The organism is Arthrobacter sp. ISL-95 (genome assembly GCF_018613695.1).
Classification (GTDB): Bacteria; Actinomycetota; Actinomycetes; order Actinomycetales; family Micrococcaceae; genus Arthrobacter.
On sequence record NZ_JAGGPR010000013.1, the window covers coordinates 38964 to 62729 of the forward strand.

Genomic DNA, 23766 nt, shown 5'->3' on the forward strand with positions numbered 1-23766 from the left:
CTAGACCTTGGCAGGGAGGCGGCTGACGCCGTCGAGCAGGTCTTGTTGGGCTCCGCAGAGCGCGATCCTGATCCAGCCTTCGCCGATCGACCCGAATGCCGTACCTGGAGCGAAAGAAACGCCGGACTCTGCCAGGAAAGCCCGCACCCACGCCCTGACATCCCCGCCGCTCACATGCGAGACATCTGCCCACAGGTAGAACGCTCCCTGGGCGTCCAGGAAGGGGATGCCTCTTTCCCTCAGCACCGCTGATGCTGCGTCCCGGTTGCTTCGATAGTGGTTGCGCGCCCGGGAAACATAGTCCTGCGGTCCTGTCAGGGCAGCCAAGGCGGTGTACTGCGAAGGAGACGCCACGCAGGACACGATCGATTCCATCACGTTGTTCATCTTCCGCTCCAAGCCTGGCGGGCAGATCAGTGCTCCGATCCGGAGGCCAGTCAGCCCGTAGGTCTTGGACAGCGTCAGGGAAGTGAAGACCCGGGCTTCACCGGGCACATCGCTGTCAAAACGGGCAGGACTGACATGGGGAACGTCAAAAGTGAAGGCTTCATAGCACTCGTCCGAGATGATCCAGAGGTCGTGGCGGACAGCCAGCTCCACCAGCTGCCGCGTGGTTTCCTCGCTGATCACCGCACCCAGGGGATTGGACGGAGAGTTCAGCATGATGACCCGTGTCCTTGGCGTGATGAGGGCCTCGATGTCCTCAAGGTGCGGCTGGAAGGAGTTCTGCGGATACAGCGGGTACTGCACCGGCACGGCGTGCAGCAACCGGCTGGTCATCGCGAAGGTGGGGTAGCCGGGATCGGGAATGAGGATCTCATCGCCGGGGGCGAGGAGAAGGCTCATGGCGAAGTGCAATCCCTGCTGGGCACCGTCCACCACGTAGACCCGATCCGCAGCGATATTGACGCCCTGTTGCTCCCGGAAGCGGGCCGCGAAGGCTTCGCGGAGGGCAGGAATCCCGGCGTTGGGTGTGTAGTTGGTCTCATCCCTGGCCAGGCAGTCGATGCCGGCGTCCAGGATGTGCCGGGGGAGGGCAAAGCCCGGTTCTCCGATGCTGAGGACGATCGCTCCGGGGGTGGACCAAGCGGCTTCGGTGATCTCACGGATCTGGTTTACGGGGACGTCGCGGACGTGTGCAGCAAGCTCAGGCATGGGAGCCATCCTAGCCACCCATATACTGGTAAGCGTGCTTTCTGGACTGGTAATCGTTGACAAACCGCAGGGATGGACCAGCCATGATGTGGTTGGCCGGATGCGGCGGCTGGCCGGTACCCGGAAAGTGGGGCATGCGGGAACGCTGGATCCCATGGCAACGGGCGTTCTGGTGTTGGGTATCAACAAGGCGACGCGTCTGCTGACCTACATCGTGGGCACCTCCAAGACGTATACGGCCACCATCCGGCTGGGCGAAACCACCATCACCGACGACGCCGAGGGCGAGGTCACGGAAGCCCGCAACGCAGCGGACATTACCGACGACGCCGTAGCCGACGGTGTCGCCGCTCTCACCGGGCCCATTCAGCAGGTCCCCAGCAGCGTGAGCGCCATCAAAGTCAACGGCGAACGCTCCTACGCTCGCGTCCGCTCGGGCGAGGAAGTCAAGCTCGCGGCCCGCCCGGTCACTATCCACCGCTTTGATATCCACTCCATCACCAGGATCGACGGCGGCAGGGTAGTTGACGTCGACGTCACCGTGGAGTGTTCCTCCGGCACGTACATCAGGGCGTTGGCCCGGGACCTCGGCAACGCCCTGGACGTCGGGGGACACCTCACAGCCCTGCGAAGGACCCAGGTAGGCCCGTACTCCCTAGAGCAGGCCCGCACCTTGGAGGAGTTGGCGGAAGAGCTCGAGGTTCTGGACATGTCCCTCGCGGCACGCGCGTTGATGCCCAACCGGGAGCTGAGCGAGGAAGAGACCACCGAGATCTCCTTCGGACGCCGCATCGCTGCCGGACCGGGAGCGGGAAGCCCGGACGCCGCCACGGCAGAGAAGCCCGCCGCAGCGTTCGCGCCGTCGGGAGAGCTGGTGGCACTGCTGGCAGATACCGGCAACTTCGCCAAACCCGTGCTGGTCTTCGCCCCGGGAACCGGGCAGGCAAAATAGCCATGGACGGATATTTTTACGCCATCCTCATCGTCGGATTGGTGTCCACCATCATGTGCATCGTGGCCGGCTTGATGAAGAAAGCCCCGAACGACCCCACCATCTTCTCGGTTCTGGCCGTTGAGCTGGTACTGGTGGTGTATTTGGTGGGCTCGATCGTCCGGGTGGCCATGGGCGAGCAAATGGCCGGTGAAGCCTGGGAGTTCTGGGGCTACCTCATTGTTGCCATGATGATTCCCTTGGGAGCCGTCTACTGGGCCATCCTTGAACGAACCCGCTGGAGTAACTTCGTCCTGGCGGCGGTGGGCGTTACGGCGCTGGTGATGGCCGCCCGCATGAATCAGATCTGGTACTGACCTTGAAAGAAGAACACAACGTGACTGGAACCGAGACCAACCCGGCTAACGGGCAGCCGCAGCAGAAGGACACCCGGAACACCGGGCCCGGACGCCTGCTGATCGCGGTCTACGCCATTTTTGCGTTGTCCGCCACAGCACGTGCCGGCTACCAGATCGCCACCAAGTTCGCCGAAGCTCCCTTGGCGCACATCCTGTCGGCTTTCGCCGCCCTGGTCTATATTGTGGCCACCGTTTCCCTGGCGAAGCCCGGCCGGACCTGGTTCAACGTTTCTTTGGCCGCTGTTCTCACTGAGCTTGTGGGTGTGCTGGTGGTGGGAGCGATCAGCCTCTTTGATCCGGTTGCTTTCCCTCACGACACCGTGTGGTCGCTGTTCGGACGTGGCTACGGCTTCGTCCCGCTGGTCCTGCCGATCCTTGGTCTTCTGTGGCTCAACAAACGCCGACCGTCCTGAGTCAAACACCCTAGCGGGTAACCTTAGAATGTTCCGGCGCCGGGAGGTTGCCGGGCCGAACGAACATCTGCAGTAAAAGGCGAGGTTGATGGTCCACATCTGGAACGATCCCACCGAAGTCCCCAAGGACTTCGGACCTACTGTCGTCACCATCGGGAACTTTGACGGTGTCCATCGGGGCCATCAGCACGTTCTGGCGCAATTGACCAATGCGGCCAAGCGGCAGAACATCCCGTCGGTTGCGGTGACCTTTGATCCCCATCCCGCCCAGGTGCACCGGCCGGATTCGGCTCCGGAGCTGATCATGGGGCTCCAGGACAAACTGGAGGCACTGGGCCACACCGGGGTGGATGCCGTGCTGGTGATGAAGTACACCCTTGACCTCGCCGCGATGACGCCGCTGGAGTTTGTCCGTGAAATCCTCCTTGACGGACTTCATGCCGCACACCTCGTTGTTGGACATGACCTCCGCTTCGGTGCCGGCAATGCAGGCGACGTCGTCACCATGCAGGAGTTGGGCGATCAGCTCGGCTTTGGGGTGACCGTTGTCAATGAGTACGGTGCCGGAGGCTTCCCGGTCCACGACGACGGCGATACCGACCGCCGCTGTTCTTCCACTTGGGTGCGGGAAGCCTTGAGCGAAGGCGACGTGACTACTGCCGCTGCAGTGTTGGGCCGACCCCACCGCATGCGCGGGGAAGTGGTGCACGGAGCTGCCCGAGGGCGCGACCTCGGATTCCCTACGGCAAACCTTTCCCATGATTCCACCGGTTACGTGCCGGCGGATGGCATCTATGCGGGGTGGCTGATCGACCAAGCCGGAACGCGGTGGCCCGCCGCCATTTCCGTTGGTTCCAACCCCACGTTTGATGGCGTCAGCCGGCAGGTGGAGGCGCACGTGATCGATCGCCCCGAAGAGAACGTGGAAGACTTCAACCTCTACGGGCAGAACGTCGCCGTCGAATTTACGCAGCGCCTGCGTGGCATGGTGGCCTACCGGGGGCCGGAGGCTTTGGTTGAACAAATGTGCCTCGATGTAGCCCAGGCGCACGAGCTGTTGACCCGGCGCCAGGGGCATTTCGACAACACTGCTGACGTGCCGGTAAACTGATAACTGGATCCGGCTGCAGTCCGTGGCGGCTGGACCTGTTTTTGTGTGCGGCAACGTACCAAAGGCAACCCGGCAGCGAGGCGCTGCACCGGGAGGCACGGCACAACTCTAGGAGTTCACGTGGCACTTGACGCCGCTGTAAAGCAGTCCATCATCAAGGAATACGCAACCTCTGAAGGCGACACCGGTTCGCCCGAGGTTCAGGTTGCAGTCCTGACTCAGCGGATCAAGGATCTGACTGAGCACATGAAGGAGCACAAGCACGACTTCCACACCCAGCGCGGTCTGCTGGCCATGGTTGGTCGTCGCAAGCGCATGCTTTCCTACCTGAAGAACACTGACATCGCCCGCTACCGTGCGCTCATCGAGCGTCTCGGCCTGCGCCGCTAGTCTGCCTTTAGGGGCGGCCCGCTCCTTTCCGGAACGGGCCGCCTTCTTCACCAACAACTAAAAACAGGAATCAACCGCATCGCGCATTCGCGGTCCTCGGTAGTGATTCCCGGGAGAGAAATCGGCGACGATTTGCCCGTGGATCTCGATCGATGACCGGGTGTAGTACAGGCCAGGAAAAAAGAAGAGGCCTGGGTTGACGCGGCGGACTTCCGCTAACAGAAACGGAGGTGACTCTCTATGGAGGGTCCCGAAATCCAGTTCTCCGAAGCCATTATTGACAACGGTCGTTTCGGCAAGCGAGTCATTCGCTTCGAAACCGGCCGCCTTGCCAAGCAGGCAGCTGGCGCGTCCATGGTTTACATCGACGAAGACACCGCACTGCTCTCGGCAACCACCGCAGGCAAGCAGCCGCGCGAAGGTTTCGACTTCTTCCCGCTGACAGTTGACGTTGAAGAGCGTATGTACGCTGCCGGCCGTATCCCGGGTTCGTTCTTCCGCCGCGAAGGCCGTCCCTCCACGGAAGCCATCCTGGCTTGCCGTCTGATGGACCGCCCGCTGCGCCCCGCCTTCGTGAAGGGCCTGCGCAACGAGGTCCAGATCGTGGTAACCGTTCTGGCCATCAACCCCGATGAGCTCTACGACGTCGTCGCCATCAACGCGTCCTCGATGTCCACGCAGCTTTCCGGCCTCCCGTTCTCCGGCCCGATCGGTGGCGTCCGCGTTGCCCTCATCGCCGACGAACAGGGTTCGCAGTGGGTGGCTTTCCCCAAGCACTCCCAGCTTGAAAACGCCGTTTTCAACATGGTGGTAGCCGGCCGTATCACCGGCGATGACGTCGCCATCATGATGGTCGAAGCCGAGGCCACGGACAATTCCTGGAACCTCATCAAGGAACAGGGTGCCACGGCTCCCACCGAAGAAGTTGTCTCCGAAGGCCTCGAGGCTGCCAAGCCGTTCATCAAGGCACTTTGTGAAGCACAGGCAGACTTGGCAGCTCGCGCCGCCAAGCCCACTGTCGAGTTCCCGGTGTTCCTGGACTACCAGGACGACGTCTACGCCGCTGTTGAAGCTGCCGCTGCCGACAAGCTCGCTGCCGTCTTCCAGATCGCTGATAAGCAGGATCGCGACAACGCCTCCGACGAACTCAAGGACGAAGTCCTGGGCGCACTTGCCGGTAACTTCGAAGGCCGCGAAAAGGAACTCTCTGCAGCGTTCCGCTCGGTCACCAAGCAGGTTGTGCGCCAGCGCATCCTGAAGGACCAGATCCGCATCGACGGCCGTGGCCTGACGGACATCCGCCAGCTCACCGCCGAGGTAGAGGTTCTTCCCCGCGTGCACGGTTCCGCCATCTTCGAGCGCGGCGAGACCCAGATCATGGGTGTCACCACGCTGAACATGCTCAAGATGGAGCAGCAGATCGACTCGTTGTCGCCGGTAACGCGCAAGCGCTACATGCACAACTACAACTTCCCGCCGTACTCCACCGGTGAGACCGGCCGCGTCGGCTCCCCGAAGCGCCGCGAAATCGGCCACGGTGCCCTCGCTGAGCGCGCCTTGGTTCCGGTTCTGCCCACCCGTGAAGAGTTCCCGTACGCCATCCGCCAGGTATCCGAGGCGCTCAGCTCCAACGGCTCCACGTCCATGGGTTCGGTCTGCGCTTCGACCCTTTCCATGCTCAACGCCGGTGTGCCGCTGAAGGCCGCTGTTGCCGGTATTGCCATGGGCTTGGTTTCCGACCAGGTTGACGGCCAGACCCGCTACGCAGCGCTGACAGACATCCTCGGCGCCGAAGACGCGTTCGGCGACATGGACTTCAAGGTTGCCGGTACGTCCGAGTTCGTCACGGCCATCCAGCTGGATACCAAGCTCGACGGCATCCCGGCTTCAGTGCTGGCAGCAGCCCTGAAGCAGGCCCGCGAAGCCCGCCTCCACATCCTCGAGGTCATCAACGCAGCGATCGACACCCCGGACGAGCTCTCCGAGTTCGCACCGCGCGTCATCGCGGTCAAGATCCCCGTAGACAAGATCGGCGAGGTCATCGGCCCCAAGGGCAAGATGATCAACCAGATCCAGGAAGACACGGGCGCGGACATCTCCATTGAAGATGACGGCACGGTCTACATCGGCGCCACCAACGGTCCGTCTGCAGACGCAGCACGTTCGGCCATCAACGCCATCGCCAACCCGCAGGTACCGGAAATCGGCGAGCGCTACCTGGGTACGGTCGTCAAGACCACCACCTTCGGTGCCTTCGTTTCCCTCACCCCGGGCAAGGACGGCCTGCTGCACATCTCCGAGCTCCGCAAGCTGGCCAACGGCAAGCGCGTGGACAACGTTGATGACGTCGTTTCCGTGGGCCAGAAGGTTCAGGTTGAGATCACCAAGATCGATGACCGCGGAAAGCTTTCCCTCTCCCCGGTTGTTGCCGAGGAAGAAGGAGCAGCCTCAGAGGACGCTCCGGCCGAGGCCGCTGAAGAGTCCGCAGAGTAGTCTGTAAGCAGTACACCCCGGCAGGGCCGGTGGGCTTGAAAGAGCTCCACCGGCCCTTCCGGCCTTAACCTGAAAGGCCTTAATGACTGTAGTACCCTTGCCGCTGGAGCAGACCCTTCCCGGTGGCGAATTGATCCATGGTGCTGAGGGCGGTTCCGTCGTTAGGCGCTCCGTCCTTCCCGGCGGCGTACGTGTCCTGACCGAGGCAATGCCCGGCCAGCGTTCGGCCACCATAGGGTTCTGGGTGGCAGTGGGCTCGCGCGATGAAGCGGACGGCCAGCACGGTTCCACACACTTTCTTGAGCACCTGCTGTTCAAGGGCACCAAAAGGCGTACAGCTTTGGAGATTGCGTCCGCCTTCGACGAAGTGGGTGGCGAATCCAACGCTGCCACAGCCAAGGAAAGCACCTGCTACTTCGCCCGGGTTCTGGACACGGACCTTCCCATGGCCATTGATGTCATCGCTGACATGATCACCGGCGCGGTCCTGGATCCTACCGAATTGGAGCAGGAACGCGACGTCATCCTTGAGGAAATCGCCATGGACAGCGACGACCCCACGGACGTCGCCCATGAAAAGTTCGTGGCAGCCGTCCTCGGCAACCACCCGCTGGCGCGCCCCATCGGGGGAACACCGGATGCCATCAAAGCCGTGGCAAGGGACTCGGTGTGGGCGCACTATCAGCGCTACTACCGCCCGGAGGAACTGGTCATCACCGCAGCAGGCGGACTGGATCACGACGTCGTCTGCCAGCTCGTCCTGGATGCACTGGAGGCTGCCGGATGGCAGCTCGATGCCGATGCCGCGCCAGTAAACCGCCGGGGTACTGAACGGGCCGTCATCACAGGCACGTCCGGACTGCATGTGGTCAAGCGGCCGGTGGAGCAGGCAAACATCATCGTGGGTTGCCCGACGATCGTGGCCACCGATGACCGCAGGTTTGTCATGAGCGTGCTCAACGCCGTTTTGGGCGGTGGCATGTCCTCACGCCTGTTCCAGGAAATTCGTGAGAAGCGCGGCTTGGTGTACTCCACGTACTCTTTCACCGCCGCGTATGCTGACGCCGGTTACTTCGGTATGTACGCCGGCTGCACCCCTTCCAAGGTGCGCCAGGTGTTGGAACTCCTGGGCCTTGAGCTGGATAAGCTCGCCAAGGAAGGCATCACCGACGAAGAGCTTCGGAAGGCCGTAGGCCAGTTGAGCGGCGGGATTGTCCTCGCGCTTGAGGACACAGGCTCGCGGATGTCGCGGCTTGGCCGGGCGGAATTGGTGTCCGGGGAGTTCCAGGACATCGACGAGACGCTGTCCCGCATCAAGGCCGTCACGGTGGAGGATGTCCAGGATCTCGCCCGTGAACTCGCCGCGGCGCCCCGCACCATCACCGTTGTTGGTCCGTTTGAAGAAACCGAGACCTTCGGCCTCTAGGTTCGCCTCTGGAATCTCTGGACTCCCGCACTGTACACAGGGCAGCATGATCACACGATCATGTTGCCCTGACTACATTGGAGACCGGATGGATCTGCCCTCAAGCGGCCGTGCCTCGGAGATGCTGCGGGATTTCATTGGTCATTGGCGGGGCATCACGGAGATCGCTGCGTCACCATGGGGAACCGCGCGGACTGCTGAGGCCGAAGCGGTGTTTACCAAGGCCGCGGGAGGATATGCCGTGGTTCAGAGCTACAGGCACCGGGAAGCCGACGGCACGCACTTTGAAGGTCATGGAATGTTCACCGTTGACCGGGACCACGGCGACACGCTGTGGTACTACGTGGACAGCATGGGGCGTCCGCCGTCCAGCCCGGTTCGCGGGACATGGCATGCGGGAACGTTGACTCTGGACCGGAAAACTGCCGACGGCGTGGCCAGGCATACGTTCCGGGTGGAGGATGGGGTACTGGTGCACACCGCGGACCTGAGGCTCGAAGGAACGGCCGGGTACAGCCCGTTGTTGAAAAGCGTCTTCCGTAAGGCCTAGGTTTCAGCCCCCGGCGAAGGGAGGCAGGACGTCAATCACGTCATCATTTCCCAGGGGAACCGTGCGGTCCCTCACAGCCACCTCGTTGCGGAGGAAACTGCTGCGCGCCACGATCCTGGCGAGCGTCGGGGTGCCCTCGGGAGGCAGTGGGCGTTCGACGGCGAGGGCGGCTTCCAGCAGCCCCTCAAGGCTGGTGCCTTCCGGAAGGGCGTGAAGTTCTTCTTCCACCCCGGCGGCTGCGCGCGCGGCAGCGAAGTAACGGACAAGCAAGGGTTCAGCCTCCGATTGCGCTCATGCTGCGGTCCGGCTGGACGAAGTCCGCTGCGCCGAGACCGGTGTGATCCATGCCGTGGGCCTTGGGCTTGACCCACATGGCATCTTGCCAACGCGATGCCAGTTGGTCGTCCGTGGCACCTTCACGAAGGAGGCCCAGAAGATCGAATTCTTCGCGGGAGAAAAGGCAGCTCATGATCTTGCCCTCCGCCGTGATGCGGGTACGGCGACAATCGGAGCAGAACGGCTCCGTGACCGAGGCGATGATGCCGACTGTACCGAGGACAGGGCCGGTGGCTTCGCCCGTTGCCGTGTCGCGGCGTCGTACTTCAAACCGTTCGGCCGGTGCGCCGTCCCGCTCGCGGGGGTCCGTGCCCAGCATAAAGTCGCGGGAGAGCAGTTCACGGATCTCGGCGGCCGTGATCATGTTCCGCCGGGTCCAGCCGTGGTCTGCGTCCAAGGGCATTTGCTCTATGAAGCGAAGCTCGTAGCCGCGGCCCAGGGCCCACTCCAGAAGATCCGGCGATTCGGCGTCGTTGATGCCGCGCATCAGCACGGCGTTCAGTTTCACCGGGCCCAAGCCGGCTGCCCAAGCGGCGTCCACGCCGGCAAGGACACGGTCCAGGAAAGGGCGTCGGGTGAGTTTGGTGAAGGTTTCCTCGTGAAGGGAATCGAGGGAAACGTTGATCCGGGTGAGACCCGCGGCTTTCAATGCTGCCGCTTTTTTATCCAGTCCCACCCCGTTGGTGGTCATTGAGATGGGGAGATCCGGGTGATCAGCCCGGATACCGGCAATGATGTCTACCAAGTCGGCGCGGACCAAAGGCTCACCGCCGGTGAGCCGGAGTTCCCGTACGCCCAGGGCGTTGACGCCGATGCGGACTATACGGACTATTTCGTCCTTGGTCATCACGGCCTGTTTCGAGAGCCATTCCAGCCCTTCGGCAGGCATGCAGTAGGTGCAGCGCAGGTTGCACTTGTCCGTCAGGGACAGGCGCATATCCGTTGCGCGCCGGCCATAGCGGTCCCACAGCCCGGCGGGCGTGCCTGCGGGACGTGGGGGCGGAACCGCCACGCCGCTTGCAGCGCTGCCCGCGGCGCTGCTTTCCGTGCTGCCCGCGGCGCTGCCCGAAGGCGGCATCGGCATGCCTAGCTGAACACTCATAAATTCAGGCTACGCCACCATGGCTAGATCAGTGACACCGATTACAGTCATACAGTTCTTGTCTCCACAGTTCTTACGGATTCCATACACTTGCGCTGTGGAAGCGCGGATCGGGTGCTGAGCATCGTCCGCAAACCTATGCTGAAAGCGTGACCACAAATTTGGCGTCCTCAGCGGAACCAGGAAATCGTCGGATCCTCTTGGTAGAGGATGAAAAGACCATTGCCGACGTCGTCCGTGACTACCTCCTGAAGGCGGGATTCCAGGTAGACATGGCGGGGGACGGCTTCACCGCCCTCGAACTTGCAGCCTCGCGGCAACCAGATCTGGTGATCCTGGACCGCATGCTCCCCGGACTGGATGGTGTGGAGGTCTGCCGCAGACTCCGACAAAGCATGAGCGTGCCGGTCATCATGGTCACGGCGCTGGGAACTGAGGATGACCGGATTCTGGGCTTGGAAATGGGAGCGGACGACTACGTCACCAAACCTTTTTCCCCACGGGAACTGGTCCTTCGGGTGAAGTCGGTACTGCGTCGGAGTATCAAGGAGTTCACGCCGGAACCGCCCGTGGAAGCTGCAGGACTCGAACTTGATCCGGCGTCACGGACAGTGACGCTCCGCGGAGTTCCTCTAGCGTTGACCGCCCGTGAGTTCGACCTCCTGGCTTTCCTGATGCGAAGGCCCCACCAGGTCTTCAGCCGGGAAGACCTTATCAAGGCGGTGTGGGGCTGGGATTTCGGTGATTTGTCCACGGTGACGGTCCACGTCCGGCGCTTGCGGGAGAAGATCGAAGCCAACCCCACCAAACCCGAACTGCTCAAGACCGTTTGGGGCGTTGGCTACCGCTTCGACGCCAAGCAGCCTGAGACCGAAACTTTGCGCCCGGACGGAACTGAGCTCGACGTTACAGAGCCCGACGTTTTAGAGCCCGACGTTTTAGAGCCGGACGTTTCAGAGCCGGACAGAACAGTGGGTGACCATGGAAGGCAGTGAGCTGTGGACCATCCTGGCATGGGTGTTGTTCTGGGCCGTGCTCATCGGGGCCGCCACGTGGGTTCTTCTCCGGCTGCTTCGACGGGCCTCGGTACTCACCCAGATCTGCCTGGTAGTGGTGGCCACGGTGGCTGTGCTGGTGGCGGGAATGGTCAGTGCGTTCAACGCGATGTTCATCTCCGCGAGGGACCTGGAAGTCATGTGGTACATCCTGGCGACCGCCTCAGCTGTTGCCGTTGCGTTGTCCCTCATGCTCGGCGCCGGGGTCTCACGGAACGCAGCTCACCTGGTAGATGCTGCCCGACGGCTTGGGCGTGGCGAAACCCTGGAACACCACGTTGCAGAGGGGCGGGTGGGCGCTCCGGCCATGACGTCCGAACTCGCTGAACTGGCCCAGGAACTTGAGGCCAGCAGCCGCAGCCTGACCGAATCCCGGCGGCGGGAAGCCGCCATTGAGACTGCCCGGCGAGAGCTGGTGTCGTGGATATCCCATGACCTCCGTACACCGTTGGCCAGCATGCGCGCCATGACCGAAGCCCTTGAAGACGGTATGGCATCAGATGTGCAGGGCTACTACCGGAAGATCATCGGGCAGACAGAACAGATGACAGCCATGGTCAACGACCTCTTGGAGCTGTCAAAAATCCAGGCCGGCACTCTCAGCCTGCTGGCTGAACCGCTGGACCTCTACGATCTCGTCAGCGACGCGATTTCCGACCTCGCGCCGCTGGCCGCCAAACGTGGCATCAGGCTCGACGGCGGCGGGGACCGGGAGTGCATGGCCGTGGCCGACGGGCCAAGCCTCGCCCGTGCGGTGCGGAACATACTGCTCAACGCCATCATTTACAGCAGGCCGGACAGCGACGTCCACATTAGCGTCGGACGGGGCATCCTTGGACCGGACGGCGTTGGAGCAGATGGCGGAAACGCTGTGATCGCCGTTGAAGACCATTGCGGCGGCATCCCGGAAGAAGACCTTCCGCACGTGTTTGAAACGGGCTGGCAGAAAGACCCCGCCCGCCGCCCCACCGAAGCCCTGCAAGGCAGCTACAGCGGCGCCGGCATCGGCCTCAGCATGGTGGCGGGAATCGTCAAAGCACACGGGGGATCGGTGACCGTGGACAACGTCGACGGCGGATGTCGCTTTGCGCTGTCGCTTCCGGCAGGGGCGTCCTCCCCGGAACCGCTGACGTCCTCCAGGACATCAGGGACTCCACTTCATCAACGCATCGCCAATGATCACCGCCTTGGAGGCATCTCATGAGTACGCTCGCACCCGCTAACACCAAGCAGCGACGCCCCATGGGCAAGCCAGCTTTGTGGGCTGCTGCCGCTGGCGTGGCAGCCGGTGCTGCCGGGATCGCGGCAGGAGAACTGACGGCCGGTCTCCTGAGCCCGCTGGTTTCTCCTGTTACCGCCCTTGGCGGCGCGGTGATCGATGCCGTGCCGCCAGGAGTCAAAGACCTGGCAGTGCAGTTGTTCGGCACCGCAGACAAGATCGTGCTGGTGGCCTGCATCGTGGCCGTGGCAGGAATCCTGGCAGCGCTCGCTGGCCTCCTGGAACGTCGTCGGACCGGCTGGGGTCTGGCACTCGCTGGACTGGCGGGCGCGGCAGGACTGACCGCCGTCGTGACCCGGGCCCAATCGAGTCCCCAAGCGGCCCTTGCACCGATCGTGGCCGCAATTGTCACCATGGTGTTGCTGCGTACGCTCGTGCGACGACTCGCAACCTGGGCTCCGTCGCAAGAAGCTCATGGGCCCGAGCAGGCGCCACTGGCTCGGCGAAGCTTCCTGAACGCCTTGGCCGGGACCTCGCTTGCTGCCGTCGTGGCCGGAACGGTGACCACTGTCCTCACCAGGGCCACAGCCGTCGCCTCCGGTTTTCGGGGCTCCATGACACTCCCGGAACCAGCCACGCCGGCACAAACCATCCCGGCAGGTGCATCCCTGTCCCTGGATGGCATCAGTCCCTTGGTCACCCCGAATGCCGACTTCTACAGGATAGATACCGCATTGACGGTGCCGGCCATTGACCCCCCTGCCTGGAAACTGAAGGTCACCGGCATGGTGGAACGCGAGGTGGAAATCGACTTTGCCACCCTATTGGCCAAGCCCATGACCGAACGCCACATCACCATCGCCTGCGTATCCAACAACGTAGGTGGCGACCTTATCGGCAACGCTCTCTGGTTGGGCTGGCCTGTCCGCGAACTGCTGGCCATGGCAGGACCCAAAGTCGGCGCGGACATGGTCCTGTCCACCAGCAACGACGGCTGGACGGCCAGCACTCCCTTGGAGGCCCTCACGGATGACCGTGACGCGCTCCTGGCAGTGGGCATGAACGGTGAGCCGCTCCCGCTCGAACATGGATTCCCTGTGCGGATGATCGTGCCGGGACTCTACGGCTTCGTCTCAGCCACCAAGTGGTTAACGGAACTGAAAGTCACCCGCTTCGCCGACGACACCGCGTACTGGACGCCGCGTGGCTGGAGCGATCACGGACCCATCAAGACGCAATCACGCATCGATGTGCCCCGCAGCGGCCGAAGCGTCCAAGCGGGCAAAGTGCAGTTCGGCGGTGTGGCCTGGGCCCAGCACAGGGGCATCACCCGCGTAGAGCTCCGCGTTAATCGGGGAGCATGGCAGCAGGCCACGCTGGCAAGCGCGATCTCCACCGATACTTGGTATCAGTGGCAGTTTGGCATCGATCTGACCCCGGGCGACTACGAAGTGCAGGTCCGGGCCACCGATTCCACAGGCGAACCACAGACCGAGGGCAAGGCACCAGTAGCTCCGGACGGCGCCACCGGGTACCACACCATCAACGTCAAAGTCAGCTGAGGCCCTAGTCTGGGTACGTCCGGAGAAACCACCGGAAGCCAGCGTGTCCACACAGGAGGATATCCGTGCCCAGATCTGTTGCAGCCCACCGCCAGGCAGTGGTGGAACTGTTGACCGGCGTCCTTGCGGGCAGGGGTAACATCACCCTGCCACTGCTGGAAGCGCTGGGTAAGGCGCTCGCCGTGGACGTCTACGCGCCACTTTCCTTGCCTCCGTTCGCTAACTCCCAAATGGACGGATTCGCCGTCCGCTCAGAAGACATCCCCGACGGCGGCGCGGAGCTCCGGGTCACGGAGCCGGTTCCGGCAGGTTCCGCGCCGGCCGCACTTAAGCCCGGCTTCGCCGCCCCCATCATGACCGGAGCGATGATCCCCGAGGGGGCCGACGCCGTCGTGCCCATTGAAAAGGCAACTCCGAACGCTTTCCCGGCCCCTGCCGCAGGGGAAGCTGTTGTGGAGCTGCCTCCGCTGGCTCCCGGCACCTACGTCCGGGACAGCGGCAGTGACATCGGGGAGGGGACCCTGGCGCTGGCCGCCGGCACCCTGATGGGACCTGCTCAATTGGGCTTGTTGGCTGCCTTGGGCCTGACAACCGTTGACGTCCGCCGGACGTGCCGCGTCCTCCTGGTCACCACCGGAGATGAGGTAGTGGAGCCGGGGGCCGAGCTCACAACCGGCAAGATCTTCGATTCCAACGGAACACTGCTCGAAGCGTCCATGCGACAAGCAGGCCTCGAGGTGGTTCGCGCCGGGATTTCCGACGACGACCCCTCCAAGCTGCTGGAGGTTCTCCGCCGCCACACCGGGCCGGGGGACAGCTGCGTAGATCTCATCGTCACTACCGGGGGAGTGAGCAAGGGCGCCTACGAAGTCGTCAGGCAAGCCATGGCGGATCAGCCCGTGGATTTCCTCCCGGTGGCCATGCAGCCCGGTGGCCCACAAGGGTTGGGCACCTTTGAGGGCGTCCCCTTCCTTGGCTTTCCCGGGAACCCGGTCAGCTGCCTGGTTTCCTTTGAGATGTTTCTCCGGCCGGCCCTTTCGCAGGTACTGGGAACCCCCGCACCGAGGCCGGTGCTGAGGGCACGCTTGGCCGAACCGCTGACGTCCCCCGAAAGCAAGCACCAGGTCCGTCGGGGGACTGTGGACGCGGATGGCAGGGTCCGAATGGAAGGTGGCGCGGGTTCCCACCTGGTCCATGCCTTGGCCCGGGCAAACGCATTGGTGCAGATTCCCGACGACGTCACGGAACTCGCCGAAGGGGACGAAGTGGAAGTATGGATGCTGTGAATGAAACCTCCGGGACCACAGAACCCGCCACAGGCTTGACCCATCTCAGGCAGGACGGCACCGCGCAGATGGTGGACGTCTCCCAAAAAGCCGTCACTACCCGCGAAGCCACTGCCACGGCCACTGTCCACAGCACGGCCAAGGTGCTGGCACTCCTGGGTGCAGGCGAGCTACCCAAGGGTGATGCCCTTGCCGTGGCGCGCGTTGCAGGGATCATGGCGGCGAAGAAGACGCCAGATCTGATTCCGCTGTGTCATCCATTGCCGATCTCCAAAGTCACCGTGGACTTTGAGCTGGGCACCGACTCGGTCGGTATCCTGGCAACCGTCAAGACCAAAGGAGTGACCGGCGTCGAAATGGAAGCCCTGACGGCTGCCTCGGTGGCGGCCTTGAGTGTCTACGACATGATCAAAGCCGTGGACAAGCATGCAGTGCTGACCGATATCCGTGTGCTGGCCAAGAGCGGCGGAAAAAGCGGCGACTGGGACCTCGCCGGACAGTCAACCAAAGGGGGGGCCGGCGCGTGAGTGCGTGCGAGCCGAACGTGCCGCGAAAGGCCGGCGTCGTTATTGCTTCAACCCGCGCAGCTGCGGGAGTTTACGCCGACGAAACGGGCCCGATCATCCTCGATTGGCTCAACGAACACGGGTTCGATACCTTCCCCACCATGGTGGTGCCGGACGGTGAGCCGGTTGGCGCTGCCCTGAGGGCCCTCCTGACACAGGAGCCAGCTGTGGTGATCACCAGCGGAGGAACGGGTCTTAGCCCGGATGACCGCACACCCGAAATGACAATTGCGCTCCTCGAGCGCGAGATTCCGGGCATCATGGAGGGTATCCGGCGTGCTGGCGCGGTCAAAACCCCCATGGCCATGCTGAGCCGTGGCCACGCCGGAACAGCAGGAAGAACTTTTATCATCAACCTGCCCGGATCCCCGAAAGGCGTTATGGACGGGTTGGCTGTCCTGGACCCTGTGATCGGGCACCTCTGTGAGCAATTGGAAGGAAACCATGGGCACTGAAACAAACTTTGAAGTGGTCAGCGCTGTTCTCAGCGCCGCGCCCATCTCCGTGGAACAAGCCATCAGCGCGGTGGAATCGGATACTGCGGGAGCGGTCGTCAGCTTCAGCGGCGTTGTCCGAAATCACGACGACGGCAAGGCTGTGGACCGGTTGAGCTACAGCGCGCATCCCACAGCGCATCAGGTGATGGCAGAGGTCGTGGCGCGGCTGGTGGCCGAGCACTCCGGAGAAGCTGCACAGCCGGTTCGGATCTGGGCTGCCCACAGGATCGGCATGCTGGAGATCGGGGACCCTGCACTGGTGTGTGCGGTGGCTGCTGCCCACCGGGGTCAGGCGTTCGCCGTGTGTTCCGAGCTGGTGGACCGGGTCAAAGAGCAGGTCCCCATTTGGAAGGAACAGTTCTTCACGGACGGCACTGTGGAATGGGTCGGCGCGGGGGAGTAGGCCGGAGTAACGGTTCCTGCCGGGCTCCGGCCCGGCGGTAGGGTTAACGGCATGACCGAACAACTTGCTGTTGCAGTGCTGGGTGCCCATGGGCGTATGGGAATGGAATCCGTTAAGGCTGTTGACGCAGCCGAAGACATGAAGCTGGTGGCCGCTTTGGGCCGCGGCGATTCCTTGGAGAAACTGCTCGACGCCGGTGCACAGTACGTTGTTGACCTAACCGTTCCGGACACCACCGAGACCAACGTCCGGTTCGCCGTTGAGCACGGCATCCACGCCGTAGTAGGTACCACCGGGTGGAATGCCCAACGCCTTGAATCTTTGCGCAGCCTCCTGGAACAGAAGCCGGCCACCGGCGTTCTGATTGCCCCGAACTTCGCCCTTGGGTCCGTGCTCGCATCCGCCTTCGCGGCCAAGGCTTCGCAGTACTTCGAGTCCGTGGAAATCATCGAATTGCACCACCCCAATAAAGTTGATGCCCCATCCGGCACCGCCGTGCGTACGGCGCAACTGATCGCTGAAGCGCGCCAGGAAGCCGGCGTCCCGGCAAGCCCGGACGCCACCGAAACATCCTTGGATGGCGCCCGGGGCTGTGATGTGGACGGTATCCGTGTCCACAGTGTGCGCCTACGCGGCCTGGTGGCCCATCAGGAAGTGCTTTTCGGCGGTCCCGGTGAGCAGCTGACATTGCGGCACGACTCCTTTGACCGTGCCTCCTTCATGCCGGGCGTTCTGCTGGGGCTTCGCAAAGTTGCGGCGAACCCCGGCCTCACCGTGGGCTTGGACGGCTACCTGGACTTGGGTCTCTAAGGCGATGGGTAATTTCTGGACTTCATTGAAGAAGAATCGCACCAAAATCTGGGTAGGTGCCATCACGCTGCTGCTGGTGCTTTACCTGGTGGTTTCGGTACAGCGCTCTTTCCTGTTGCTCGGCGACCCCAATCTGGTTGCCAAGGGGATCGGAGCGGCCTATCTGGTACTGCCGGTCGTCGGCGCGTGGGCGCTCATCCGTGAGCTGCTCTTTGGTGCCCGGACCGAACAGATGGCGAAGGTCCTGGAGGCCGAGGGCGGGTTGCCGGTGGATGACCTCCCGCGCACTCCGGGCGGCCGCATAGTGCGGGCCGCCGCTGACGCCGAGTTTGAGAAGTACCGCGCCGAGGCAGAGGCCGCCCCCGAGGACTGGCGTTCCTGGTTCCGTCTGAGCTGCGCCTACGATGCTTCAGGGGACCGCAAACGGGCCCGCGCGTCAATGCGTGACGCCGTGAAGCTCTTCCGCGCTCAGCCCACCCCGGCAGGCCGGTGACTGCCCAGGCTTGACGCGGTGTGAGCTACCCATTCCATTGGTCCGCGGCGCCGGAGCACGGCGAAACAGACGCCGATCGCAATGGCGGAGAGTGCTTGGGCCCAATACATGCTCACGTCCGTCCACCCCGAAGGCAACGGCTGGTTGGTGAAGCCGGACAGCACCCAGACATGGGCAGAGTAGAGGCTTAGCGTCATGGCCCCCGGCCCGCTCAGCAGGACCAGGAAATTGACCTTGAGTCGCTCCGCCAAGGTGCCAAGCAGCAGGAACATGCCCACTACCGCCGCAGCTACGCCGCCGCTGTGCAGCAGGTCCAAGGTGGTTCCGGCATGCGGGGCTGCCGTTGCCAGCCACCACCAGGAGCCCGTCTGTTCCAATCCGGTGACGTTGACCTGAAGCATGCTTTCCAACGGATATCCCCTGGTGACCGGGAGGGCTGATAATGCAGCCCGTCCGCCCCACGCCTCCATGGCCAGCGTCCCGACGACTTTTGCCAAGCCGGCAACCGCAATCCCGGACGTCACCAGCAGCAGCTGGACTCTCGCCGTCGTCAGCGCCAGCCGTCCGATCACCAGTCCGATCAGCAGATATGAGATCCACTGGACCACGGGGTAGTAACCGGTGAAGAAGAGGTCGGCGAAAAGGCGTGCAGGGGTTCCGAAATCCTCCCAGTTGGGGTTATGACCCAGCGTCAAGGGAGGGTTTGCGTCCAGCAGCAGCGGCCGGACCAGATAAGCCAGCAGCGGAGACAACAGGACCCAGCCGAGTGCCCAGAAACAGAGAGCCTTGAGCCGGAGACCAAGGAACGGCAGGATGCACAGGAACAGGACAGCGTAGTGAACCAGGATCACAGCGACGTTGACATCAAGGCCTCCCAGCATCAGTCCGACGACGGCAATCACCAGGGCGCGCATGGCAACTCCACCCCGGGCAGCCCGCAGATCCGCGCCGCTGCGGGGCTCCTGTTTGCCTGTGCTGAGCGCCAGTCCGATGCCGGCCAGTACCGCGAAGAGGGCCGCGGATCGGCCTGAAAACACCAGCCCTACAAACGTTGGGTCCCACTGCGGGGAAGGACCAAACGTGGGCATCACGTGCGTGGCCATCATCCCCAGCAAGGCCGCACCCCTGGCGGCATCGACCCCCGTGAGCCGCGGGGGAACCGTGCGTTTACCCGGGGCTTTTCGCGGAGGTGCCGTCTCTTGCGAAGTCATGCAGCGATCGTCTCATAATCACCGGCCGGCCGACTGTAGAGTTCCATGACATGGAATCCGTGAACGCCCAGTGGGCCGGAGCTTTCGAGATCGTCGTCGACTCCGATGGCTGGCAGCAGTTCAGGCGCCTCGACTCTGCGCTGTTCATGCCTCCTGCCACAGATGGGCTGGCGGAACGTGCCAGGATGTGCGCCGGAATCCACGCAACGTGGACAGCAACGTCGGGGCATGTGGTCATTGAAGCCGAAGGTCCGGACGACGGAACTGACTTCGACGTCCTCGTAAACGGTGTCCTGCGGCATCGGGTCTCCGGGGCTGGACGCGTCAGTCATGACCTTGACCTTGGTGATATGCCGCCTCACTCCCGAGTGCAATTGTGGTTGCCGCATTACGGTGTCCTGAGGGTGCTGGAGGTATCCCTCAAAGGCGAAGACGTCAGGGTGGCTCCGGAAACCGGTAAACGGTGGATAGCCTACGGAAGTTCCATCACTCAATGCCGGACAGCACATGGTCCCTCCGAGGCGTGGCCGGCGTTGGTGGCCAGGGAACTTGGCTGGCAATTGCAATCGCTTGGCTTCGGAGGCGAATGCCAACTGGACCCTGCAGTTGAGAGCACGATCTCCCAGCTTCCTGCGGATGTTATTTCCCTCTGCCTGGGCATCAACACCTATAACGTTGCCGCCTTTTCCGGAAGGTCGTTTGCAAGCCAGGTCCTTGGGTTTGTCCACAATGTCCGCCGGGCACACCCCGGGGTGCCTATCGCGATCATTTCTCCCCTGCTGTCTCTTCCCCGCGAACACGTGGCCAACTCCGCAGGCTGGACGCTGGCTGATTACAGGAACGCAGTTGCCGATGTAGTCCGGACAATCCGCGAACGCGGGGACACTCTGGTTCACCTACTCAACGGCGCCGGGGTGTTTACACCGGAGGAGGCGGGTGCGCTGATGCCCGACACTTTGCATCCCAATAACGAAGGCTATCGGCTGATGGCTGAGAGGCTGGGCCCGGCCTTGGCAGCGATCTCCGCCGCTGCGGGCTAACTCGCACACTACAAGCGCGATGCTCAACTGCTCGTCACGCCCGTATTGCCCGGCCCTTGTTTTCGAATATATGTTCGAATAGCATTGCTGCATGAATGATGTTCCCAAGCCGCCGGCAGGCCTCCAAGGTCCCATGAAAGCGATGAGCCCCGGCGTGGTCGATTTCCTTTTCAGGCAACTCGTTGCCGGTGAGCCACCGGAAGACACCCAGTGGCGCCGCGAAGGTACCGCCCTGGCTGAGCAGGCGCCTGGTGCCGAACTCGCCCGCCGGTTATCCGAGGCAGACTTGGCGTCGTTGACACCCCTTGAACTCTTTGAATATGTTCGAGCTTCCCAGCGCCTGGTGGCTTGGGCGGAACAACTCAAAGAGCGGGCTGTGGCCCAGTATTGTGCAGAGGAGCCCACGCGGGCGCCTAAACCAGCGTGACGGACGCCGCGCTGCGGCTGCGGCCGAGGCCCAGGCCCAGGCGGACGCCTACGCAGTTTCCGCACTGTGCACGCAGGGCGAGGAACTTCGCCTTGGCCTACACATGGGTGCCCAGATAGCCGCGGTGAATGAGGACCATCAGGCGGGACCCATTCTTCCAACCGGCCCGTCACAGGGTAACGTTTTTCGTATGTCTGACTTGCGCGCTAACGTTCCCGCCCTTGGTACTCTGCTGACCGCCATGGTCACCCCGTTCACTGAGGACGGCAAGGTGGACTATGACCAAGCCGCAACGCTGGCAGAAAAGCTCGTCCAAGACGGTTGCGACGGACTCGTGGTCACCGGCACCACTGGAGAGACCTCAACCCTTACTGATGACGAAAACCTCGGAATGTTCCGGGCAGTCAAAGAGGCCGTTGGTGGCAAGGCTGCCATCATTGCCGGCACCGGCACCAACGACACCGCCCACTCTGTGCACCTCTCCCAGCGCGCGGCGGAACTCGGCGTCGATGGTCTCCTGATCGTCACCCCTTACTACAACAAGCCCAGCCAAACGGGCGTTCGTGCACACTTTGAGACGATCGCGTCGGCCACGGACCTGCCCGTCATGCTTTACGACATCCCGGGCCGGTCCTCCATTGCGATCGCTCCCGAAACCATGATTGAGCTGGCGAAGCACCAGAACATCGTGGCTGTGAAGGACGCCAAAGCGGATTTTGCCGCCGCAACGCGCGTGATGGCTGAGACGGACCTGGTCTTCTACTCCGGTGATGACGGTTTGACGCTGCAGTGGATGGCGCTCGGCGCCGTCGGCCTGGTGGGCGTTACCACCCACGTAGCCACCCGCCGCTTCCGTGAGCTGATCGATGCCGTCAACGCCAGCGACCTCGCCAAGGCAAGGGCCATCAACTTTGAACTGGAACCCGTCATACGTGCAACCATGACGCGGGTCCAAGGCGCAGTAGCCGCCAAACAGATTCTCAAGTGGCAGGGAGTCCTGCCCAACTCGGTTGTCCGTTTGCCCCTCGTGGAGCCGGACGCGGCCGAGATCGAAATCATCCGCGGGGATTTGGCGGAAGCCGGAATGGACTTCGACGTCCAGGACGGTTCCGCCGGAAAGTAGCAAAACATGACCCAAACCGCCCTTCCCGGACTGGTTACTCCGCCGAAACTGCCTCAAGGCACGCTGCGGATTGTCCCGCTCGGTGGACTGGGAGAGATCGGCCGTAACATGGCGGTCTTCGAAATCAACGGCAAACTGCTGGTGGTTGACTGCGGCGTGCTCTTCCCCGAAGAGACCCAGCCCGGCGTCGACTTGATCCTGCCTGATTTCTCGTACATCGAGGACCGGCTGCAGGACATCGTAGGCGTCGTGCTGACCCATGGTCACGAGGACCACATTGGTGCGGTTCCCTACCTCCTCCGCCTCAAGGCTGACATCCCCCTGATCGGATCCCAGCTGACCCTTGCCTTGGTGGAAGCCAAGCTTCAGGAACACCGGATCAAGCCGTACACGCTGACCGTCACTGAGGGGCAGGTTGAGCAGTTCGGCCCGTTCGAGTGCGAGTTCGTAGCAGTCAACCACTCCATTCCTGATGCCTTGGCTGTCTTCATCCGCACAGAGGGCGGAAATGTCCTCCACACGGGCGACTTCAAGATGGATCAGCTGCCGCTGGATGGCCGTATCACGGACCTCCGCCACTTCGCCCGCTTGGGTGAAGAGGGTGTGGACCTGTTCATGGCAGACTCCACCAACGCTGACGTGCCGGGCTTCACCACAGCCGAAAAAGAAATCGGCCCTACCCTGGACCGGTTGTTCGGACAGGCCAGGAAGCGCATCATCGTGGCCTCCTTCTCGTCCCACGTCCACCGTGTCCAGCAGGTTCTCGATGCCGCAGCCAAGCACAACCGCAAGGTGGCTTTCGTTGGCCGTTCGATGGTCCGCAACATGGCCATCGCCGCCAAGCTCGGGTACCTGGATGTCCCGGAAGGCATCCTGGTTGACATCAAGAACATCGACAACATGCCGGACGACCGCGTAGTCCTCATGTCCACAGGCTCGCAGGGTGAGCCAATGGCAGCGCTGTCCCGCATGGCCAACGGCGATCACCGTGTGATTGTGGGCAAGGGCGATACCGTGATCCTGGCTTCGAGCCTTATCCCGGGCAATGAAAACGCCGTTTTCCGCATCATCAACGGCCTTCTGAAACTCGGCGCAGACGTCATCCATAAGGGCACTGCAAAAGTCCACGTTTCCGGGCACGCGGCCGCCGGTGAATTGCTTTATTGCTACAACATCCTCGAGCCCCTCAATGCCATGCCCGTCCACGGTGAAACGCGCCACCTCATTGCCAACGGCAACATTGCGCTCGAATCGGGCGTTCCGTCCGAGGGCATCATCCTGAGCGACAACGGCACAGTCATCGACCTCAAAGACCACAAGGCAAACGTGGTGGGTCAGGTGGAAGTGGGCTTCGTCTACGTGGACGGTTCCAGCGTGGGCGAGATTACCGACGCCGACCTCAAGGATCGCCGCGTCCTGGGGGATGAGGGCTTCATTTCCGTTATCACGGTCATCAGCCGCACCACCGGCAAGATCGTGTCCGGCCCGGAGATCCACGCCCGTGGCGTAGCCGAGGATGATTCGGTGTTTGACGAGATCATTCCCAAGATCAACGCCGCACTCGAAGAAGCTGTGCTTAACCACACAGATCACACCAACCACCAGCTGCAGCAAGTGGTCCGCAGGATCATCGGCACCTGGGTCAACCGCAAGCTTCGCCGCCGCCCCATGATTATCCCGGTAGTCCTGGAAGCGTAACCGCCCGGCAACATGAATCCCCAAGGGGGCCTGAAATCCGCGGATTTCAG

At 62.8% G+C, this 23766-nt stretch carries 25 protein-coding genes; 21 read left to right on the forward strand and 4 right to left on the reverse strand.

Annotated features, from left to right (window positions below; translation table 11 throughout):
• Window positions 1-1155 carry a pyridoxal phosphate-dependent aminotransferase gene (locus J7I86_RS16950; RefSeq protein ID WP_214821677.1) on the reverse strand — a complete coding sequence of 385 codons (1155 nt, stop codon included), beginning with the start codon at window positions 1153-1155 and terminating at the stop codon, window positions 1-3.
• Window positions 1156-1189: 34 nt separating this feature from the next.
• Between J7I86_RS16950 and truB the strand changes: the two genes are divergently transcribed.
• The 8 genes from truB (at window position 1190) to J7I86_RS16990 (ending at window position 8888) form a co-directional block, all read left to right on the forward strand.
• Window positions 1190-2107: a tRNA pseudouridine(55) synthase TruB gene (truB, locus tag J7I86_RS16955; protein WP_214821679.1), complete on the forward strand. Its 918-nt coding sequence runs from the start codon at window positions 1190-1192 to the stop codon at window positions 2105-2107.
• 2 nt (window positions 2108-2109) lie between these two features.
• Entirely contained in the window at window positions 2110-2463 is a 354-nt protein-coding gene (locus J7I86_RS16960) for a hypothetical protein (RefSeq protein WP_214821681.1), read from the forward strand.
• Between the two features lie 20 nt (window positions 2464-2483).
• Complete coding sequence (locus J7I86_RS16965; RefSeq protein ID WP_309476748.1) at window positions 2484-2918, forward strand: hypothetical protein; 435 nt, start codon at window positions 2484-2486, stop codon at window positions 2916-2918.
• Between the two features lie 88 nt (window positions 2919-3006).
• On the forward strand, window positions 3007-4029 hold the full coding sequence (locus tag J7I86_RS16970) for a bifunctional riboflavin kinase/FAD synthetase (RefSeq protein WP_214821685.1): 1023 nt from the start codon (window positions 3007-3009) through the stop codon (window positions 4027-4029).
• A gap of 120 nt (window positions 4030-4149) precedes the next feature.
• A complete protein-coding gene (rpsO, locus tag J7I86_RS16975; protein ID WP_017198030.1) occupies window positions 4150-4419 on the forward strand; it encodes a 30S ribosomal protein S15 in 270 nt (89 codons plus the stop codon).
• Window positions 4420-4659: 240 nt separating this feature from the next.
• Window positions 4660-6912 carry a polyribonucleotide nucleotidyltransferase gene (locus J7I86_RS16980; RefSeq protein WP_214821687.1) on the forward strand — a complete coding sequence of 751 codons (2253 nt, stop codon included), beginning with the start codon at window positions 4660-4662 and terminating at the stop codon, window positions 6910-6912.
• 82 nt (window positions 6913-6994) lie between these two features.
• Window positions 6995-8338, forward strand: a complete 1344-nt coding sequence (locus tag J7I86_RS16985; RefSeq protein ID WP_214821689.1) for a pitrilysin family protein — start codon at window positions 6995-6997, stop codon at window positions 8336-8338.
• Between the two features lie 88 nt (window positions 8339-8426).
• Complete coding sequence (locus tag J7I86_RS16990) at window positions 8427-8888, forward strand: DUF1579 family protein (protein ID WP_214821691.1); 462 nt, start codon at window positions 8427-8429, stop codon at window positions 8886-8888.
• Window positions 8889-8891: 3 nt separating this feature from the next.
• Here the strand turns inward: J7I86_RS16990 and J7I86_RS16995 are convergent, their stop codons facing one another.
• Together J7I86_RS16995 and moaA are read right to left on the reverse strand one after the other, a co-directional pair.
• Window positions 8892-9158, reverse strand: coding sequence for a MoaD/ThiS family protein (locus J7I86_RS16995; protein WP_214821693.1), 267 nt, complete (start codon window positions 9156-9158; stop codon window positions 8892-8894).
• 4 nt (window positions 9159-9162) lie between these two features.
• Window positions 9163-10326, reverse strand: coding sequence for a GTP 3',8-cyclase MoaA (gene moaA / locus J7I86_RS17000; protein WP_214821695.1), 1164 nt, complete (start codon window positions 10324-10326; stop codon window positions 9163-9165).
• Between the two features lie 149 nt (window positions 10327-10475).
• Between moaA and J7I86_RS17005 the strand changes: the two genes are divergently transcribed.
• From J7I86_RS17005 to J7I86_RS17045, 9 genes are read left to right on the forward strand one after another with little or no spacing between them, the layout of a single operon-like run.
• On the forward strand, window positions 10476-11321 hold the full coding sequence (locus J7I86_RS17005) for a response regulator transcription factor (protein WP_309476749.1): 846 nt from the start codon (window positions 10476-10478) through the stop codon (window positions 11319-11321).
• Window positions 11308-12585: a cell wall metabolism sensor histidine kinase WalK gene (locus J7I86_RS17010; RefSeq protein ID WP_214821697.1), complete on the forward strand. Its 1278-nt coding sequence runs from the start codon at window positions 11308-11310 to the stop codon at window positions 12583-12585. The genes J7I86_RS17005 and J7I86_RS17010 overlap by 14 nt, the downstream gene beginning before the upstream one ends.
• Window positions 12582-14162 carry a molybdopterin-dependent oxidoreductase gene (locus tag J7I86_RS17015; RefSeq protein ID WP_214821699.1) on the forward strand — a complete coding sequence of 527 codons (1581 nt, stop codon included), beginning with the start codon at window positions 12582-12584 and terminating at the stop codon, window positions 14160-14162. The genes J7I86_RS17010 and J7I86_RS17015 overlap by 4 nt, the downstream gene beginning before the upstream one ends.
• Window positions 14163-14221: 59 nt before the next feature.
• A complete protein-coding gene (gene glp / locus J7I86_RS17020; protein WP_214821787.1) occupies window positions 14222-15448 on the forward strand; it encodes a gephyrin-like molybdotransferase Glp in 1227 nt (408 codons plus the stop codon).
• On the forward strand, window positions 15436-15975 hold the full coding sequence (moaC, locus tag J7I86_RS17025; protein WP_214821700.1) for a cyclic pyranopterin monophosphate synthase MoaC: 540 nt from the start codon (window positions 15436-15438) through the stop codon (window positions 15973-15975). Before glp ends, moaC begins: the two co-directional genes overlap by 13 nt.
• Complete coding sequence (locus tag J7I86_RS17030; RefSeq protein ID WP_214821701.1) at window positions 15972-16469, forward strand: molybdenum cofactor biosynthesis protein B; 498 nt, start codon at window positions 15972-15974, stop codon at window positions 16467-16469. Before moaC ends, J7I86_RS17030 begins: the two co-directional genes overlap by 4 nt.
• The gene (locus tag J7I86_RS17035; RefSeq protein WP_214821702.1) at window positions 16459-16914 is read left to right on the forward strand and encodes a molybdenum cofactor biosynthesis protein MoaE; all 456 of its coding nucleotides are present in this window, start codon (window positions 16459-16461) and stop codon (window positions 16912-16914) included. Before J7I86_RS17030 ends, J7I86_RS17035 begins: the two co-directional genes overlap by 11 nt.
• A gap of 51 nt (window positions 16915-16965) precedes the next feature.
• A complete protein-coding gene (gene dapB / locus J7I86_RS17040; protein ID WP_214821703.1) occupies window positions 16966-17724 on the forward strand; it encodes a 4-hydroxy-tetrahydrodipicolinate reductase in 759 nt (252 codons plus the stop codon).
• A gap of 4 nt (window positions 17725-17728) precedes the next feature.
• Entirely contained in the window at window positions 17729-18217 is a 489-nt protein-coding gene (locus J7I86_RS17045) for a hypothetical protein (RefSeq protein WP_214821704.1), read from the forward strand.
• Here J7I86_RS17045 and J7I86_RS17050 read toward each other — a convergent pair.
• Entirely contained in the window at window positions 18193-19428 is a 1236-nt protein-coding gene (locus tag J7I86_RS17050) for a heparan-alpha-glucosaminide N-acetyltransferase domain-containing protein (protein ID WP_214821706.1), read from the reverse strand. The two genes, J7I86_RS17045 and J7I86_RS17050, sit on opposite strands and share 25 nt — an antisense overlap.
• Window positions 19429-19478: 50 nt before the next feature.
• Between J7I86_RS17050 and J7I86_RS17055 the strand changes: the two genes are divergently transcribed.
• From J7I86_RS17055 to J7I86_RS17070, 4 genes are all read left to right on the forward strand, one after another.
• Entirely contained in the window at window positions 19479-20468 is a 990-nt protein-coding gene (locus tag J7I86_RS17055) for a GDSL-type esterase/lipase family protein (RefSeq protein ID WP_214821707.1), read from the forward strand.
• Between the two features lie 91 nt (window positions 20469-20559).
• Entirely contained in the window at window positions 20560-20895 is a 336-nt protein-coding gene (locus J7I86_RS17060; protein WP_214821709.1) for a hypothetical protein, read from the forward strand.
• Window positions 20896-21085: 190 nt separating this feature from the next.
• Window positions 21086-22018 (forward strand): 4-hydroxy-tetrahydrodipicolinate synthase, encoded by a 933-nt coding sequence (gene dapA, locus J7I86_RS17065; RefSeq protein ID WP_214821711.1) that lies wholly within the window; start codon window positions 21086-21088, stop codon window positions 22016-22018.
• Window positions 22019-22024: 6 nt separating this feature from the next.
• Complete coding sequence (locus tag J7I86_RS17070; protein ID WP_214821713.1) at window positions 22025-23716, forward strand: ribonuclease J; 1692 nt, start codon at window positions 22025-22027, stop codon at window positions 23714-23716.
• The last annotated feature ends 50 nt before the right edge of the window (window positions 23717-23766 follow it).